Consider the following 16,521-nt stretch of genomic DNA (forward strand, 5'->3'; position numbering starts at 1 on the left):
TTTTACCCGGTTGGATAAAGGCGCCGCAGAATTGGAACAAAAGGCCGCACCTTCTGTGCTCTTTTGCGTAGTCGCTCCAAAGCGTCTGCCCGTGGCTTGGCGCGGCTTTCCCGAGCGTCCTGTAGAAGTGTGCGCAGCTCTATCCGTGTGATTTCGCGTGACGGGTCTGGGCCCGCGAGCGCGTTTATTTGCGCATCGTTGCCGACCCACTCCCGCTCTGGGAACAGGTGGAACCTGTAGCGCGGGTCATTCGCCGGTGCGAGTGCGATGTCGGGCCTTTGCCGGGGGTTGAGCATCCCAATCAGCGGGAGATGAATCGTTTCTGCCTCGGACAGCCAGGCTGCGAGCCATGAAAATGTGCTTATACTGACGGCGATATGGCGTGCACCGCGAATGGCTTCAAAATCAGCTATAGCTCCTTGGCTCGGAATAAATCGGGCCTTTGGAAAACGCTTCTTCAGCAAGTCGGTGTTATACTCGTCTCCAAGTTGGCCAAGAAATACGGGGCTTAGCCCTGTTTCTTCAACCAGTCTCTCATAGTATGCCACATTGATCGGGCCGTAGGCTGTAGAGCGCGCTTTCAGGATCTCGGCACCGCGCACGTTGATGAGCAGCTCGCCTTCGCCTGCCGTTTGCGCCGGCGTGACCTGTTTGGGGAAAACATCGCGAAAGACAGAAGGGTCGCCGTAGAGGTCGACCTGAAATGCGATGTCGCGCAGTATTGCGAGCTCTAGGTCGCCGCTCTTCAACATCTCCACAACACACCCGTAGTCAGTGTCGTGCCCCCGAATTCTGGGCAACGGTGGCCTGTTGTTGCGAACGCGGCCCTTCGTGATCCCCCATTCAGGTATATTATATCCTGAGAGTGTCAGGTTGGGCACTTCCCTCACAAGGCAAAGCGCCGTCATCTGCAACAGCATATGATTGCCAAGATTTCCATGTGGTCGCAGAAAGACATGCGGCATGTATTGACCCGCCTTTTTTAGGGTTCAATCTGCTCTCGCATAGCACAGCGCTGATCACAAGTTATCAGTCGCCGTTTCTCACAAGCTTCAGGTGTGGCGCGCGTGTCTTGCGGGCTTCAAACGGCACTGGCGCATCTCCAAAACCTTGTTGCTCAGGGTGTTTGACCTCGGGGCTCGGCGCGCGCTGCGGCTGGCTCGTCAGCGAGGTTTTCTTGACGCCCGTAAGTTCAAAACGGTGCGGCTTTTGGCCAAACTGTCCCTTGGTTTCAAGGCATCCCAGAATACGGTTCAAACGGCCTTCATCATCGGCCATTGGCAACAGAAGCATCCGCGCGGTCAAAGGCTTGCCGCCTGTGCGCGGGGCCTCTTCTGCTGTCAGGCTCAGTTGCATTTTGGCGGGGCTTTTCAAAGCGCTCACCAGCACACGGGCAAAGGCCTCGCGGGAGGCTGGTGTGACAAAAGACGAGATCGGCATGCCGCGCACTTCCATACCGATCAGCTCGTTGAGATGCATCCCCGCGATCCTGATCCGGGCGATGCCAGTGCCGATGCTTTCAAGGATGAACGCGTAATTCAGCGCATCTTCGATCCCGCGCGGGTCAATCGCCGAGCGCAACGGCAAGGCGCCTTCACGGCAGAGATTGTCCCAATAACTCTCGACAAGCGCACAGGCGTTGAACTGCTTTTGGCTCAACTGATCCATCATGCTCAAAACAACCCCTGACTGCATACTCATCACCACTCATCCATTTTATGGCATAGTTTATGTTTGTCCCAAATAGGCATTCTCGCGGAGCGCCCTGTTAAGACTTTAACAAGATATACAATAAAACCCGCAAAAATTTGAGCGAAATTGCACGAGATGGTTAATCTTCGCCAGCCCAAGGCTTGCGTGGGGGGCTTTGAAGCGCGTAAGTCAGGCCTGACACCGTAAAAGGAGCTGTGCAGTGATTTCATCCATGACAGGGTTTGCCTCGGGCAAGGGCAGTTTTGAAGCCCACAGCTGGAGTTGGGATCTGCGCGCAGTGAATGGCAAAGGGCAGGATATCCGCGTTCGCGTGCCTGATTGGATTACGGGGCTTGAGGCCCATGTGCGCAGCGCCACGGCTGCGGCCACCGCGCGGGGCAATATCACCATTGGTCTGCGCCTTGCGCGTGAAGATGCCAGCGCCGCGATCGCGCTGAACACGGCCCAGCTTCAGGCCGTGCTCGCGGCGATGGCCGAGGTCGAGCAGCAGGCGATGGATCAGGGGCTGTCGCTCGCGCCCAGCACGGCCAGTCAGGTTTTGGGGCTGCGGGGTATTCTGGAGCAGACCACAACAGAAGACGACCCAGCACCGCTCTTGGCCGCGCTCAAAGCCGATTTTGCACCAGTTCTGGCAAGCTTCAACGAGATGCGCGCCGCTGAAGGGGCTGCGCTGGAAAAGCTGATACAGGCGCAGCTGGATGACATCGAGCGGCTCACCGAGGCCGCCGCCGCCGCCACAGAGGCGCGCCGCACCGAGAGCGAAGCAGCCTTTCGCGCCAGCCTTGCCCGCGTCGCCGAGGCGGTCGAGGTTGATGAAACACGTATTGCCCAAGAGCTGGCGTTGCTGGCTGTGAAGGCCGACATCAGCGAAGAGCTTGGCCGCTTGCATGCCCATGTTGCTGCGGCACGGGCGCTGGTTGCGCAGGGCGGAGCTGTCGGGCGCAAGCTTGATTTTCTGGCTCAGGAGTTCAACCGCGAGGCCAACACGCTCTGCTCCAAAGCGCAGATGAGCGCTCTCACGAGCATTGGCCTTGATCTCAAAGCCGTCATCGATCAGATGCGCGAGCAAATTCAGAACGTGGAGTAACACATGCAAGACCGTCGCGGCCTTCTCATCATCCTGTCCTCGCCCTCGGGTGCGGGCAAATCCACGCTCTCCAAGCGCCTGATCGCGTGGGACCCGAGCATCTCTTTCTCGGTGTCAGCCACCACGCGCCAGCCCCGTGAGGGCGAAACCGATGGTGTGGACTATCACTTTCTGAGCGAAGAGGCGTTCAAGAAGACAGTCTCTGATGAGGGAATGCTGGAGCACGCGCATGTGTTTGGCAACTTCTACGGCTCACCCCGTGCGCCCGTAGAAGCCGCGATTGGCGAGGGCAAAGATGTGCTCTTTGACATTGACTGGCAGGGCGCACAGCAGATCCGCAATTCGGCGCTTGGCGCGCATACGCTGAGTATCTTTATTCTCCCGCCCTCGATCAAAGAGTTGCACCGCCGCCTTGTCAGCCGTGGGCAGGACTCAGCCGAGGTCATCGAGAAGCGCATGCGCAAAAGCTGGGATGAAATCAGCCGCTGGGATGCCTATGACTATGTTCTGGTCAACGATGACCTAGACGAGACAGAAGACCGCCTCAAAACCATCATCACAAGCCGCCGCCACCGCCGCATTCAGCAGCCGCGGCTGGTCGATCACGTGCGCAAGCTTCAAACCGAATTCGAGGAGATGTCATGACACTCTACGCCTTGGGCGATAAAGCCCCCCGGATTGAGGAAGACACATGGGTTGCGCCAGATGCCAATGTGATCGGCGATGTGGTGCTGGAGGCAGGGGCGTCTGTCTGGTTTTCGGCCACATTGCGCGGCGATAACGAGCGTATCACCATCGGTGCAGGCACGAATGTGCAGGAAAACACCGTCATGCACACGGATCTCGGATATCCGCTCACCATCGGGGCCAATTGCACAATTGGCCATAAGGTGATGCTGCACGGCTGTACCATTGGCGACAACAGCCTGATCGGTATGGGCGCGATTGTGCTCAACGGCGCCAAGATCGGCAACAACTGCCTGATCGGGGCAGGGGCGCTGATCACTGAAAATAAGGTCATTCCTGATGGCAGCCTTGTTATGGGCAGCCCGGGGAAGGTGGTAAAAACGCTTGATCCGTCAGCCCACGCGATGCTGACAGCCAGTGCAAAGCACTACCAAGACAATATGCGCCGCTTTCGCGAGAGCTTGCGCGCGCTTTAGACGCGGCGCACCACTGGCTCGGCCTGTATCAGGGCCGCGCAGAATGCCTCCGCCAAAAGGGGCGCGTCGGATTTTGGCCATAGGCTTATGGCAAGGCGGGGAAAGGCGACGACAAGCTCTCGTAAAACCATCGCTGTGTTGGGCAAATCAGGGCTGACAAAAATACAGGGGCCGGAATAGTCGCAAGCGGTTAGGGCGTGACCCACATCAAAGGCGTCATAGTCTTCACAGATCAGCCAGCTCAGATAGGCAGATGGCACCCCGCCCATTTTTGCAAAGGCGCTCAGGTGTGTGAGTGGCACAGAGCGCTCTGGCGGAATGCAGTTATAAGACGGAGCGTCGCAGCGCGCCGAGGTGAGAGTAACAATTTTTGGCTTTACCAGCAGCGATACAAAGCTCATGTGTTGCGTCCCCAGTTTAAGTTATCTCTTTGAGATCAATGTGGTGGATCTCGTGTGCCAAGCAGCAGCGAAGGCATGATCTCTCTAAAGTTGCGTATTTATATCAAAAGAGACAACTGGCGTATTTTGTGGAATTGCAAATGCCGGAAAAATCCGTAACATATGCGAGCTGAATTCTGAACGCCTCGCTGCGGGCCGACAAAAACTGTTGCGTGCCCCACTGGACAACCGCTCCCGATGATTGATGATGCTTTGCCGCACGACATGCTCGCCCCTTCGGTCTTTCTGGAGGCTTTGCCCCAACCTGCGCTGATCATAAACGGGTCTGGCAGGATCACCTCCGCCAATCAGGCGGCGGCAGCGCTTCTGGGCTCTGCCTTAACAGGCTACCCGTTTGTTTCGGCCTTGCGTCAGCCCGAGCTCGTTGAGGCCATCAATGCGGCTTTGGCAGGACAGGCGCGCCAGGAGGGGCGCTATATCGCGCAAACGGCCTCACATAACGCCATCTACCAGATCGATATTATGCCTTTGGCCGCCACAGGCGCGGTGCTCTTGAGCTTTCAGGATGTGTCCCAGCTTGAGCAGGCAGGGCAAATGCGGCGCGACTTTGTGGCCAATGTGAGCCATGAGCTGCGCACGCCTTTGACCTCGATGATGGGCTTTATCGAGACCTTGCAAGGCCCCGCCAGAGACGACACGGAGGCGCGCGTCGAGTTTTTGGGCATCATGGCGCAGGAAGCCGCGCGCATGGAGCGGTTGGTGAACGATCTGCTGTCTCTCAGCCGCGTCGAAGCCGAGCAGCGCCGCCCGCCGCAAGGGCAGGTGGATATGGTCGGGCTGGTGCGCTCCGTTATGAGCACGCTTGAGCCGATGGCTGCGGATGCGTCTGTTGCGCTTGTCGCGGATCTCCCGCCAACAGACATTATGATCTGCGCCGACCCCGACCAGATGCGGCAGGTCCTGACCAACCTCATTGAAAACGCCATTAAATACGGCGGCGCGGGGGGGCGTGTCACCGTCGCTGTGGAGCTGACAGGCCCGCAAGCGGCGCTGCGGGGCGAGGAGGGGCTGCGCCTGTCGGTGCGCGACACGGGCGCTGGTATCGACCCGTTGCATATTCCGCGCCTGACCGAGCGATTCTACCGCGTTGATTCCCACCGTGCGCGCGAGGTTGGCGGCACGGGCCTTGGCCTCGCCATCGTCAAACACATCATCCAGCGTCACCGTGGCCGTCTGAGAATCGAATCGGAGCTGGGCAACGGCAGTGAGTTCAGCGTCTTGCTGCCTATTGGCGCTTCGAAATAAGACATCTTAACAATAGGTTAAGGCTTGTCATAAAACCGTTACACAACTGTCACAAAAGCATTGTGAGAAGAGCCTAGAAGCCGAGGGCAGAGCGCCACCGAATGAAACCGGCGCCAGTCAACCTGACTTAGGAGTAAGAGATGTCATACCTAACAACCGCCGTGTCTGCCGCCGCCCTTATGGCCGCTGCCGCGACAACGGCTCAGGCCCGCGACAACGTACAAGTTGCCGGCTCCTCAACAGTTCTGCCTTACGCTGCCATCGTAGCCGAAGCCTTCGGCGAAAACTCGGATTTCCCGACACCGGTTGTAGAATCAGGCGGTTCTTCAGCTGGCCTCAAGCGCTTCTGTGAAGGTGTGGGCGAAAACACAATCGACATCGCCAACGCCTCGCGCCAGATCAAAGACAGCGAGATCGCGACGTGCGCCGAAAATGGCGTGACCGAGATCATGGAAGTCCGCATCGGGTATGACGGCATCGTTTTTGCCAGCCAGAAGACAGGCCCTGAGTTCACAGCCTTTGAACCGGTTGATCTTTACAACGCGCTCGCGGCCCAAGTGGTTGTAGATGGCGCCCTTGTTGAAAACCCCCACCAGAAGTGGTCAGACTTTAACGCGGCCCTGCCAGACGTTGATATTGCTGGCTTTATTCCGGGCACAAAGCACGGCACACGCGAAGTTTTCGAAGTGAAAGTGCTTGAAGAAGGCTGCAAGGCATCTGGCGCATATGACGCGTTTGTGGCCATCGCCGAAGGCGCTGACGACAAGGCAAAGAAAAAAGCCGCTGCCAAAATGTGCTACAAAGTGCGCACCGACGGCAAATCTGTCGACATCGACGGCGACTACACCGAGACGCTTGCCCGTATCGAAAGCAACTCAAACGGTGTTGGCGTGTTTGGCCTCGCATTCTACGAAAACAACACAGCCAAGCTGAAAGTCGCCACCATGTCAGGTGTTGCTCCGTCAACAGAGAGCATCTCAACAGGTGAATACCCCGTGTCGCGCCCCTTGTTCTTCTACGTCAAGAAAGCGCACATCGGTGTGATCCCGGGTCTCAAAGAGTTTGCCCAGTTCTTTGTGGCTGACGAGCTGGCTGGCCCCGAGGGCCCCATGGCCGAGTATGGCCTCGTCGCTGATCCCGAGCTTGCCAAGACCCAAGAGATGGTCGCCGGTGAAGTGACGCTGAACGGCAATATGTAACCAAAGGGCAGGGGCCGCCACCGCGCGGCCCCCGCTTTTTTCAGACTTTCGGAGCGCTCATGCCGCCTTTCCTGCTTTTCCTCACTGTGCTCGGTCTTGCGGCTCTCGGCTATGTGCTGGGCCGCAAACGTGCTTTGGCCTCAGCCCAAGGGGATGCACGCAACCTGCATTCGCGCCCGACCTACTACGGGTTTACGGTCGCGCTCTATGTGGCGCTGCCTGCCGCGCTTCTGATGGCGCTCTGGTCTGTCGCCCAGCCTCTGGCGATCCGTGCCAACATCGCGCAAGCCGTTTCACCTGCCCTTGTGGAAGAGACCGGCGCGCTCAAGCTCGTCATGACAGATGTGCGCAACGTGGCCGATGGCCTTGGCCGCACCATTGAAGCGGGGCTGCTGACTCAGGCAGAGACCCGCGCACTCGATGCCAACGAGACCGATCTGCGCGCGCTCTTCGGGCAAACGGGTGTTGCCCTCGGGGCCGATGTGAAGCCCGAGATCCTGTCACTGGCCCAGAGCTATCGCAGCCTGCAAACCCGCGCCGCCCTTTGGAAAACCATCCTCACACTGGCGCTCGCTGTTTCTGGGCTGACCTTTGCGTATCTGCGCACCAACGCAAGCTTTCGTGCCCGCAACGCTGTCGAGCAGGTCGTGCGCGGTGTGCTGATGTCGGCGGCGCTGCTCGCGATCCTGACGACAATCGGCATCTTCCTCGCACTTATTTTTAACACAGCCGAGTTCTTCCAGCTGTACAACTGGAAAGACTACCTGTTTGGCACAACATGGCAGCCCCATTCGGGCGGTGGCCGTGACCAGCCATTGGGCCTGTTACCGCTGCTCTGGGGTACGCTCTATATTTCGGTAATCGCGCTCGCCGTGGCCGTTCCGATCGGGCTTTTTGCCGCGATCTACCTCGCCGAATACGCCAGCCCGCGGGTGCGCAGCACGGTTAAGCCGCTGCTTGAGGTGCTCGCAGGGATCCCGTCAATCGTCTATGGCCTCTTTGCGCTTCTTACCGTCGGCCCGTTGCTGCTCAGCGTTTTTGGCCCTGACAAGCTGGGGTGGATGCAGGGTGCAAGCTCGGTCATGACCGCAGGTCTCGTGATGGGCATCATGCTTATTCCTTTCGTCTCCTCGCTGTCTGACGACATCATCACAGCCGTGCCGCAAGCACTGCGGGATGGTTCGCTTGGCCTTGGTGCCACGCGCTCCGAGACCATTCGGCAAGTGGTGCTGCCAGCCGCTTTGCCGGGTATCGTTGGGGCCATCATCCTGGCCGCCTCGCGCGCCATCGGCGAGACAATGCTGGTGGTGTTTGGCGCAGGGGCCGCTGGCAAGCTTGATCTCAACCCGCTTGAAGCCATGACAACCGTCACAGCCAAAATCGTGAGCCAGCTCACAGGAGATGCCGACTTTACCCAGCCTGAGGTGCTTGTCGCCTATGCGCTCGGAACCACGCTCTTTGTCGTCACGCTCTCGCTCAACGTGCTGGCGGGCTACATCACCTCCAAATATCGGGAGCAATACACATGAGCGCGACATCGCTTTACACGCTGAGTGACAGCACCCGCCGCCGCAACGCACGCGAACGCCGTTTTCGCTTTTATGGTGTTGCAGCCATCAGCGCGGCTCTGTTTTTCCTCATCGTTCTGCTCAGCCAGATTGTGAGCAACGGCGCAGGCGCTTTCATGCAATCGCGCCTGACCCTCAATGTCACGCTGGATGAAGCCGCGATTGAAAAGGCCGAAGGCTCGATGATGAAGACATCAGGCTACCGCGCGCTGATCGGCGAGGCTCTGGCTGCGAAGCTTGCTGAGGAGGGGCTTGACCCCGCTCTGGCAGACAAAACTGCGCTGAAAGCCATGCTCAGCTCGGGCGCGCCCAACACGTTCCGCCAGTTTGTGCTCTCAAACCCCGACAAAATGGGCGAGACCGTGACCCTGAGCCTTGCCACATCCAGCCGTCTGGATGGCTACCTCAAAGGCCGTGTCACCCGCGACAGTATCGCGGATGACAAGGGGATTGATGGTGTGCACCTCGATCTGGCCGATCATCTCAGCGCAGCAGGCGTGCTCACCAAAAGCTTCAACTGGGGCTTTATCACAGGCAATGACGCCTCTGACTTGCGCCCCGAACAGTCGGGCATGGGCCAGTCTGTGCTTGGCTCCCTTGCGATGATGATCGTGGTGCTTGTGGTCTGCCTGCCCGTGTCGGTCGCGGCCTCGATCTATCTGGAAGAATTTGCCCCCAAGAACCGCTTCACAAGCTTCATTGAGGTTAATATCTCCAACCTCGCCGCCGTGCCGTCGATTGTTTTCGGTATCCTTGCGCTGGCAGCCTTTATCCAGTTTGGTGGCGGCACACTCGAAATCGAAGAGCTGCGCGCCTCCGCGCCCTTGGTGGGCGGCCTTGCGCTCTCGCTCATGACACTGCCAACCATCATCATCGCCACACGCGCCGCCCTGAAAGCTGTGCCCCAAAGCATCCGCGATGCGGCGCTCGGCGTGGGCGCAAGCCGTATGCAGGCGGTGTTTCACCATGTTTTGCCCCTCGCCACACCCGGCATCATGACAGGGACGATTATCGGCCTCGCCGCAGCCTTGGGCGAAACAGCGCCGCTTCTGCTGATCGGCATGGTTGCCTTTGTCCAGACCGATATCGGCAGTGTCTCAAGCTTCTTCACCGACCCCAACGTCGGTATGCCGGCACAGATCTATATCTGGGCCACCCGCGCCGATGGCGCTTGGTATGAGCGCGCCTGGGGCGGAATTATCCTTCTCCTGATCTTCCTTGCGCTGATGAACACCGTCGCGATCCTTCTGCGCCGCAAGTTCGAGCGCCGTTGGTAAGAAAGACAAACCCATGTATGATGCAATAGCCCCTAAATCGGAGCACGATGTGACCCAGACCCCAGCCAAATTTACGGCCCGCAACTGTCAGGTATATTATGGCGACACCCACGCCATCAAAGACGTAAGCGTGGATATCGCCGACAACACCGTGACCGCCTTTATCGGCCCGTCAGGCTGCGGCAAGTCAACGTTTCTGCGCTGTCTCAACCGCATGAACGACACCATCGATATCTGCCGCGTGGAAGGCGATATCCTTCTGGACGGGGAAGATATCTATGACAGCAAGGTGGACCCCGTGCAGCTGCGCGCCAAGGTCGGGATGGTATTCCAGAAGCCCAATCCCTTCCCCAAGTCGATCTATGATAATGTCGCCTATGGCCCCAAAATCCACGGTCTGTCACGCAGCAAAGACGAGCTCGACGACATCGTCGAAACAGCGCTCAAGCGCGCCGCCCTCTGGGGCGAGGTCAAAGACCGCCTGCATGCGCCCGGCACTGGCCTCTCTGGCGGCCAGCAGCAGCGCCTCTGTATCGCGCGCGCCATTGCCACCGCACCTGAAGTTTTGCTGATGGATGAGCCGTGCTCGGCCCTTGACCCGATCGCAACAGCGCAGGTCGAAGAGCTGATCGACGAGCTCAAGCGCGACTACTCTGTCGTGATCGTGACCCACTCCATGCAGCAGGCCGCCCGCGTCAGCCAGAAGACAGCCTTTTTCCACTTGGGCAATCTGGTCGAGTTTGGCGACACCTCGCAAATCTTCACAAAGCCGTCCGATCCGCGCACCGAAAGCTATATAACCGGCCGCATCGGCTAAGGAGCATCTGCTATGAACGACCATCACATCGCCTCGGCCTTTGACCGCGACCTCGAGGCCATTCAGGCCCAGATCATGAAAATGGGCGGGCTTGTCGAAATGGCAATTCTTGACGCCGCCGAAAGCCTTGCCTCGCATGACGAGGAAAAAGCCCGCGAAGTGCGCGCCAAAGACAAGGTCATCGACCTGCTCGAAGAGCAGATCAACGACGAGGCCGCCCAGCTTATCGCCTTGCGTGCGCCCACCGCGATTGATTTGCGCCTTGTGCTCTCGGTGCTTAAAATCAGTGCCAACCTTGAGCGCATCGGTGACTACGCCAAAAATATGGCCAAGCGCACGGGCGTTCTGGCCCAACTGCCCGCGATTGACGAGGCACATGTCTCACTGCGCCGTATGGCGCGCGATGTGCAGCTCATGCTCAAAGATGCGCTGGATGCCTACATCCGCCGCGATGCGGCCTTGGCCGCCGATGTGATCGAGCGTGACCACGAGATCGACCAGCTTTACAACGCGCTTTTCCGCGAATTCCTGACCTTCATGATGGAAGACCCGCGCAACATCACCGCCTGTATGCACCTGCATTTCATCGCCAAAAACACCGAGCGCATGGGCGACCATGTCACGGCGATTGCCGAACAGGTCGTCTACCTCGTGACAGGTGAAAAGCCCGAAGAAGCCCGCGAAAAAGGCGACATGACATCTACTCACGCACAGGTCAGCGATCTGTCATGAGCGTGCCCGTTATTCTATTGGTTGAAGATGAGGCCTCGCAACGCGCGGTTCTCAACTACAATCTCAAGGCCGAGGGCTTTGAGGTGCTGCAAGCGGCCGATGGTGAAGAGGCTCTGCTGCGGGCCCAGGAAACACCGCCTGATCTTGTCTTGCTCGACTGGATGTTGCCCCATGTCTCCGGGCTTGAGGTCTGCCGCCGTCTGAAAAGCGGCAAAGACACCCGTGATATCCCGATCATCATGCTGTCTGCCCGCTCGGAAGAGCTTGACCGCGTGCGTGGCCTTGAGACGGGCGCTGATGACTATATGGTCAAGCCATACTCTGTGGCCGAGCTTGTCGCACGGGTGCGCAAAGAGCTGCGCCGCACCCGTCCCACGACGATGGGCGAGACCATGAGCTTTGAAGACATCTTGCTGGATGCGGCCAGCCACCGTGTCAGCCGCGCGGATCAGGATATCAAGCTGGGGCCAACCGAGTTTCGCTTGCTGTCGTGCTTCCTTGAGGCGCAGGGCAGGGTGCTGAGCCGTGAGCAACTGCTGGACCGTGTCTGGGGCCGCGACATCTATGTCGATACGCGAACTGTCGATGTGCACATCGGCCGCTTGCGTAAGGCGCTCATGCAACACGGCGGCACAGATCCGCTGCGCACCGTGCGCGGCGCGGGCTATGCGCTTGGCTAGTGCCCTAACACTGTCCATACTGCTGTATATACAGCTTGCCCCATAGGCTGCCACACGGCGGGGCCCGGCGCGGTTCATGACAAAAGCGCATATGTGCGTTTACCTTGGCAAAAGGTCTTCGCCCTCGATCTCTTCTTTGAGCCAGTCGCGAAAGGCCGCAAGGGCAGGGGCATTGTGTGTCTCTTGTGGCCAGACAAGGTAGTAGCTGCCACGGCTCGGGCTTGGCGCACCATAAGCCACCTGCAAGCGCCCTTCGGCAACCTCTTCGCGCGCCAGATACTCGGGCAGCAGAGCCACACCCAGCCCATGCCGCGCGGCTTGGAGGATGGTTGAAAACTGGTCATAGCGCGTGCCAGCAAGGCCGTGCGCTTCCACCCCCTCGGCCATAAACCAGTCGCGCCAGGCGTCGGGGCGGGTCTGGATGTGGAGCAAGGGCAGGCGGGTCATATCCTGCGCTGTTGCGACGGGGTTTTGGGCGAGCAAACCGGGCGAGGCCATGGGCAATACGGCCTCTTTTTCCAGCAGCATCGAGCGGCAATCGGGCCAGTCACCGCTGCCGTAACTGAGCGCTGCATCCATATCACTTGCAGCAAAATCAAAGGGTTTGAGGCGAGAGTTCATGTTAACTGTCACGTCAGGGTGCGCACGGCTAAACCTTGGCAGGCGCGGCAGCAGCCAGCGCATTCCGAAGGTTGGTAAGATCGCAAGGTTGAGTGTTCCGCCTTCGGGGTTCGTCTGAAGGCGCAGCGCTGCATTGGTCAGAATATCAAGCGCGCGGCGTACTTCCTCAACATAGCGGGCCCCGGCGCCCGTGAGGCTAACGCGCTTGGCGCGGCGGATGAACAGCTCGACGCCAAGCTGTGCCTCTAGCGCCTGAAGCTGGCGCGATACAGCGCTTTGGGTCAGGTTCAGCTCTTGGGCGGCGGCTGTCACGCTGCCATGCCGCGCCAGCGCTTCCAGCGCAGCAAGGCCTTGCGAGGAGGGGATGTTGCGCCGAGAAACCATCAAGCATTCCACTTTTGCATCAAAACACACGAAATTAGCGTTATTACATTCTGTTTTCGCATGTTACACAAGGGCAAATATCTTACAGCGAACGGAGCATTAAGATGAACACCCAAACCCCTATACTTAAAGCAAAAGATGCCCCTGAGCTTGGGCAATTTGACTGGGAAGATGCGCTTAACCTTCAAGGTGAACTGGCCGAAGACGAGCGCATGATCGCAGACAGTGCCCGCTCATATGCGCAAGAAAAGCTTATGCCAAGAATTACAGAGGCTTACGCCAAAGAAGCCGTCGCGCCCGAAATCTTCAAAGAGATGGGCGATATGGGCCTTCTGGGGATCACGGTTCCGGAGGAATACGGCGGATTGGGCAGCTCATATGTTGCCTACGGGCTTGTCGCGCGCGAGATCGAGCGTGTGGACAGCGGCTACCGCTCTATGATGTCTGTGCAAAGCTCGCTGGTGATGTATCCGATCTATGCCTATGGTACTGAGGCGCAACGCAAAAAATACCTCCCAGGGTTGGCAGCAGGCGATCTGATTGGCTGCTTCGGCCTGACCGAGCCTGACGCAGGTTCAGACCCGGCCGGCATGAAAACCCGCGCGGAGAAGACCGCCACGGGCTATAAGCTCACCGGCGCGAAAATGTGGATTTCCAACGCACCGATTGCAGATGTCTTTGTCGTCTGGGCAAAGTCTGACGAGCACGGCGGCAAAATCCGCGGCTTTATCCTCGAAAAAGGAATGACAGGGCTATCGACCCCCAAGATCGAAAACAAAATGAGCCTTCGCGCCTCTGTGACAGGTGAAATTGTTATGGATGGCGTTGAGGTCGGCGAAGATGCACTTTTGCCGAATGTTCAAGGGCTTAAAGGGCCTTTTGGATGTTTGAACCGTGCGCGTTACGGCATCAGCTGGGGGGTTATGGGGGCCGCCGAATTCTGTTGGCACTCGGCGCGCCAATACGGTCTTGACCGCCATCAGTTCAAGCGGCCACTCGCGCAGACCCAGCTCTTCCAGAAGAAGCTGGCGGATATGCAAACCGAGATCACACTCGGGCTTCACAGCGCGTTGCGGTTGGGCCGCTTGATGGACGAGGCCAAGGCCGCACCAGAAATGATCTCTCTGATGAAGCGCAACAACTGCGGCAAAGCTCTTGATATTGCGAGACAATCTCGTGACATGCACGGCGGCAACGGCATCACGCTTGAGTATCATGTGATCCGCCACGCAATGAACCTCGAGACTGTAAACACCTATGAGGGCACGCATGATGTCCATGCTTTGATCTTGGGGCGTGCTCAGACAGGTCTGCAGGCGTTTTTCTAAGGCCATCGTTGAGAAAGGGGCGCTGAGATGTGCCCCTTTTTTACGTCATCTGTTTATCGCATAATATGTATTATGTTAAATAAAGGTATAGCTAAGTCTCTGAAAACAATAGTTGAGTGGCACGTTGCTGGTCTTACGCTATCTCGTGTCGAGTGTTGAATATGGATCACGTTTCACACTGTTCAGACCGATAACGCTAAAATCTGACTTCACTTAGCGTCACCTCTGTGTCATCTTGAGATTGTTCCGTGAGTGGTGGTTTAGGCCTAGGAACACGGAGAGGAAATCGCTGCAATTTCAGCGCTCTGCCCTGTCTGGTCGGTTCTCCGGCAGTCGGCTGATGAGTTATTATTCGCTCTGACGCCGACATTTTCAACGCTCTCACACCAAAGAAAAACAGCGCCGCTTTTGCAAACGGCGCTGTCAGTAAGAGATCTTCGAAAATAAGGCTTAGCCTTGCATCGCCTTAGCGACTTCTTCGGCGAAGTTTTCTTCTTTTTTCTCGATGCCTTCGCCAACTTCCATACGGACAAAGCCAGTGATCGCGGCGCCGGCTTCTTTTGCCGCCTGCTCTACTGTGAGATCAGGGTTCACAACGAAGGCTTGGCCAAGAAGCGTGTTCTCTGCCATGAACTTCGCCATGCGGCCAACGATCATCTTTTCGATGACGGCGTCGGGCTTGCCTGACTCTTTCGCAATATCGATCTGAACCTGACGCTCTTTCTCGACCCATGCGGCGTCAAGTGAGGCTTCATCAAGTGCTTCGGGGCGTGCAGCTGCAATGTGCATTGCGATCTGTTTGCCAAAGCTTTCGTCGCCGCCGGTCATGGCCACGAGAACACCGATTTTGCCCATGCCGTCAGCGGCTGCATTGTGCACGTAAGACACAACGTTTTCGCCTTCAAGCGACGCCATACGGCGCAGAGACATGTTCTCGCCAACCGTGGCGATCTTGTCTGTGATCATGTCGGCAACAGCTTTGCCATCAACAGTGGCTGCTGCAAGCTCTTCAACAGTTGCAACACCCGTTGCCGCTGCCGCGATCTTGTTGACCATGTCCTGGAATTCAGCGTTTTTACCAACAAAGTCGGTTTCTGAGTTCACTTCAACGGCAACACCTTTGCCGCCTTCAACTTTAACGGCCACAAGGCCTTCAGCTGCTGTGCGGCCAGATTTCTTGGCGGCTTTTGCAAGGCCTTTTGTGCGGAGCCAGTCAACAGCGGCTTCCATATCACCGTCTGTTTCTGTCAGCGCTTTCTTTGCGTCCATCATGCCTGCGCCCGTGCTGTCGCGCAGTTCTTTCACCATTGCTGCTGTGATCGCCATCTTGGCTCTCCTCATAACAAAATTGAAATTTGCAGGCGCGCGCTCTGCACGCCTGCTTGAGTTCTTGGGCCGTTAGGCTCAGCCTTCGGCTGGAGCTTCTACGGCGACCTCTTCAACAGGTGCATCAACCATCGCACCGATGTCTACGCCTGCGTTGCCGAGCTGTGCTGACATACCGTCAAGAGCCGCGCGTGCAACAAGGTCGCAATACAGAGCGATCGCGCGTGCCGCATCGTCGTTGCCCGGGATGATGTAATCAACGCCGTCTGGTGAGCAGTTTGTGTCAACAACAGCCACAACGGGGATACCCAGTTTGTTGGCTTCAGCGACTGCGAGTGCTTCTTTTTTCACGTCGATGACGAAGATCAGATCAGGAACGCCGCCCATTTCGCGGATACCGCCGAGGGAAGCTTCCAGCTTCTCTTGGTCACGCTCCATGCCGAGGCGCTCTTTCTTTGTCAGGCCGTCAAAGCCTGTTTCCATCTTCTCGTCGATAGATTTCAAGCGGCTGATCGACTTTGAAACTGTCTGCCAGTTTGTCAGCGTGCCACCGAGCCAGCGGTGGTTCATGTAGTACTGAGCGCATTTCTCTGCGGCTTCAGCGACGGGCAATGCTGCCTGGCGCTTTGTACCAACGAAGAGAACGCGGCCGCCTTTGGCAACAGTGTCACGCACAACATTGAGTGCTGCGTCGAGCATTGGAACTGTTTGTGTAAGGTCCAAAATGTGGATGCCGTTGCGCGCGCCGTAGATGAACGGGCCCATGCGCGGGTTCCAGCGGGGTGTTTGGTGACCAAAGTGTACGCCTGCTTCAAGCAGCTGACGCAATGAAAACTCAGGAAGAGCCATTGTCTTTATCCTTTCCGGTTTATGCCTTGATGGAGGGAAGAGAAGCGGTTGCTTCAACCGGTGGACTTAGA

General features: G+C 57.8%; 17 protein-coding genes. 11 read left to right on the plus strand and 6 right to left on the minus strand.

What is annotated here, in order from left to right; genetic code table 11:
- Window positions 1-2 precede the first annotated feature (2 nt).
- A complete protein-coding gene (locus ACTG3X_RS07125; RefSeq protein WP_439110555.1) occupies window positions 3-965 on the minus strand; it encodes a hypothetical protein in 963 nt (320 codons plus the stop codon).
- Window positions 966-1,029: 64 nt separating this feature from the next.
- On the minus strand, window positions 1,030-1,701 hold the full coding sequence (locus ACTG3X_RS07130; protein WP_439110556.1) for a PAS domain-containing protein: 672 nt from the start codon (window positions 1,699-1,701) through the stop codon (window positions 1,030-1,032).
- A gap of 223 nt (window positions 1,702-1,924) precedes the next feature.
- Between ACTG3X_RS07130 and ACTG3X_RS07135 the strand changes: the two genes are divergently transcribed.
- Genes ACTG3X_RS07135 through ACTG3X_RS07145 form a run of 3 tightly spaced genes read left to right on the plus strand, consistent with a single transcriptional unit; the run spans window position 1,925 to window position 3,963 of the window.
- Complete coding sequence (locus ACTG3X_RS07135) at window positions 1,925-2,800, plus strand: YicC/YloC family endoribonuclease (protein ID WP_439110614.1); 876 nt, start codon at window positions 1,925-1,927, stop codon at window positions 2,798-2,800.
- 3 nt (window positions 2,801-2,803) lie between these two features.
- Window positions 2,804-3,445, plus strand: a complete 642-nt coding sequence (gene gmk / locus ACTG3X_RS07140; protein WP_439110557.1) for a guanylate kinase — start codon at window positions 2,804-2,806, stop codon at window positions 3,443-3,445.
- Window positions 3,442-3,963 carry a gamma carbonic anhydrase family protein gene (locus ACTG3X_RS07145; protein ID WP_439110558.1) on the plus strand — a complete coding sequence of 174 codons (522 nt, stop codon included), beginning with the start codon at window positions 3,442-3,444 and terminating at the stop codon, window positions 3,961-3,963. Before gmk ends, ACTG3X_RS07145 begins: the two co-directional genes overlap by 4 nt.
- On the opposite strand, the gene ACTG3X_RS07150 is transcribed toward ACTG3X_RS07145, so the two are convergent.
- The gene (locus ACTG3X_RS07150) at window positions 3,960-4,364 is read right to left on the minus strand and encodes a hypothetical protein (RefSeq protein WP_439110559.1); all 405 of its coding nucleotides are present in this window, start codon (window positions 4,362-4,364) and stop codon (window positions 3,960-3,962) included. The two genes, ACTG3X_RS07145 and ACTG3X_RS07150, sit on opposite strands and share 4 nt — an antisense overlap.
- A 237-nt stretch (window positions 4,365-4,601) precedes the next feature.
- On the opposite strand from ACTG3X_RS07150, the gene ACTG3X_RS07155 reads away from it, so the two are divergent.
- From ACTG3X_RS07155 to phoB, 7 genes are all read left to right on the plus strand, one after another.
- Window positions 4,602-5,669: an ATP-binding protein gene (locus ACTG3X_RS07155; RefSeq protein WP_439110560.1), complete on the plus strand. Its 1,068-nt coding sequence runs from the start codon at window positions 4,602-4,604 to the stop codon at window positions 5,667-5,669.
- Window positions 5,670-5,809: 140 nt separating this feature from the next.
- Window positions 5,810-6,868 (plus strand): substrate-binding domain-containing protein, encoded by a 1,059-nt coding sequence (locus tag ACTG3X_RS07160; RefSeq protein WP_439110561.1) that lies wholly within the window; start codon window positions 5,810-5,812, stop codon window positions 6,866-6,868.
- Window positions 6,869-6,927: 59 nt separating this feature from the next.
- Window positions 6,928-8,397 (plus strand): phosphate ABC transporter permease subunit PstC, encoded by a 1,470-nt coding sequence (pstC, locus tag ACTG3X_RS07165; protein ID WP_439110562.1) that lies wholly within the window; start codon window positions 6,928-6,930, stop codon window positions 8,395-8,397.
- Window positions 8,394-9,713: a phosphate ABC transporter permease PstA gene (gene pstA / locus ACTG3X_RS07170; RefSeq protein ID WP_439110563.1), complete on the plus strand. Its 1,320-nt coding sequence runs from the start codon at window positions 8,394-8,396 to the stop codon at window positions 9,711-9,713. Before pstC ends, pstA begins: the two co-directional genes overlap by 4 nt.
- Before the next feature lie 13 nt (window positions 9,714-9,726).
- Window positions 9,727-10,530, plus strand: coding sequence for a phosphate ABC transporter ATP-binding protein PstB (gene pstB, locus ACTG3X_RS07175; protein WP_439110564.1), 804 nt, complete (start codon window positions 9,727-9,729; stop codon window positions 10,528-10,530).
- 12 nt (window positions 10,531-10,542) lie between these two features.
- Complete coding sequence (phoU, locus tag ACTG3X_RS07180) at window positions 10,543-11,262, plus strand: phosphate signaling complex protein PhoU (RefSeq protein WP_439110565.1); 720 nt, start codon at window positions 10,543-10,545, stop codon at window positions 11,260-11,262.
- Entirely contained in the window at window positions 11,259-11,942 is a 684-nt protein-coding gene (gene phoB, locus ACTG3X_RS07185) for a phosphate regulon transcriptional regulator PhoB (protein WP_439110566.1), read from the plus strand. The genes phoU and phoB overlap by 4 nt, the downstream gene beginning before the upstream one ends.
- Before the next feature lie 99 nt (window positions 11,943-12,041).
- Here the strand turns inward: phoB and gcvA are convergent, their stop codons facing one another.
- Window positions 12,042-12,947 carry a transcriptional regulator GcvA gene (gene gcvA, locus ACTG3X_RS07190; RefSeq protein WP_439110567.1) on the minus strand — a complete coding sequence of 302 codons (906 nt, stop codon included), beginning with the start codon at window positions 12,945-12,947 and terminating at the stop codon, window positions 12,042-12,044.
- 104 nt (window positions 12,948-13,051) lie between these two features.
- On the opposite strand from gcvA, the gene ACTG3X_RS07195 reads away from it, so the two are divergent.
- Window positions 13,052-14,275 carry an acyl-CoA dehydrogenase gene (locus ACTG3X_RS07195; RefSeq protein ID WP_439110568.1) on the plus strand — a complete coding sequence of 408 codons (1,224 nt, stop codon included), beginning with the start codon at window positions 13,052-13,054 and terminating at the stop codon, window positions 14,273-14,275.
- 450 nt (window positions 14,276-14,725) lie between these two features.
- On the opposite strand, the gene tsf is transcribed toward ACTG3X_RS07195, so the two are convergent.
- Window positions 14,726-15,601 (minus strand): translation elongation factor Ts, encoded by an 876-nt coding sequence (gene tsf / locus ACTG3X_RS07200; protein WP_439110569.1) that lies wholly within the window; start codon window positions 15,599-15,601, stop codon window positions 14,726-14,728.
- 78 nt (window positions 15,602-15,679) lie between these two features.
- Complete coding sequence (rpsB, locus tag ACTG3X_RS07205; protein ID WP_439110570.1) at window positions 15,680-16,450, minus strand: 30S ribosomal protein S2; 771 nt, start codon at window positions 16,448-16,450, stop codon at window positions 15,680-15,682.
- Window positions 16,451-16,521 lie beyond the last annotated feature (71 nt).

Origin of the sequence: Lentibacter sp., from assembly GCF_965658795.1 — a bacterium.
Taxonomy (GTDB): Bacteria; Pseudomonadota; Alphaproteobacteria; order Rhodobacterales; family Rhodobacteraceae; genus Lentibacter.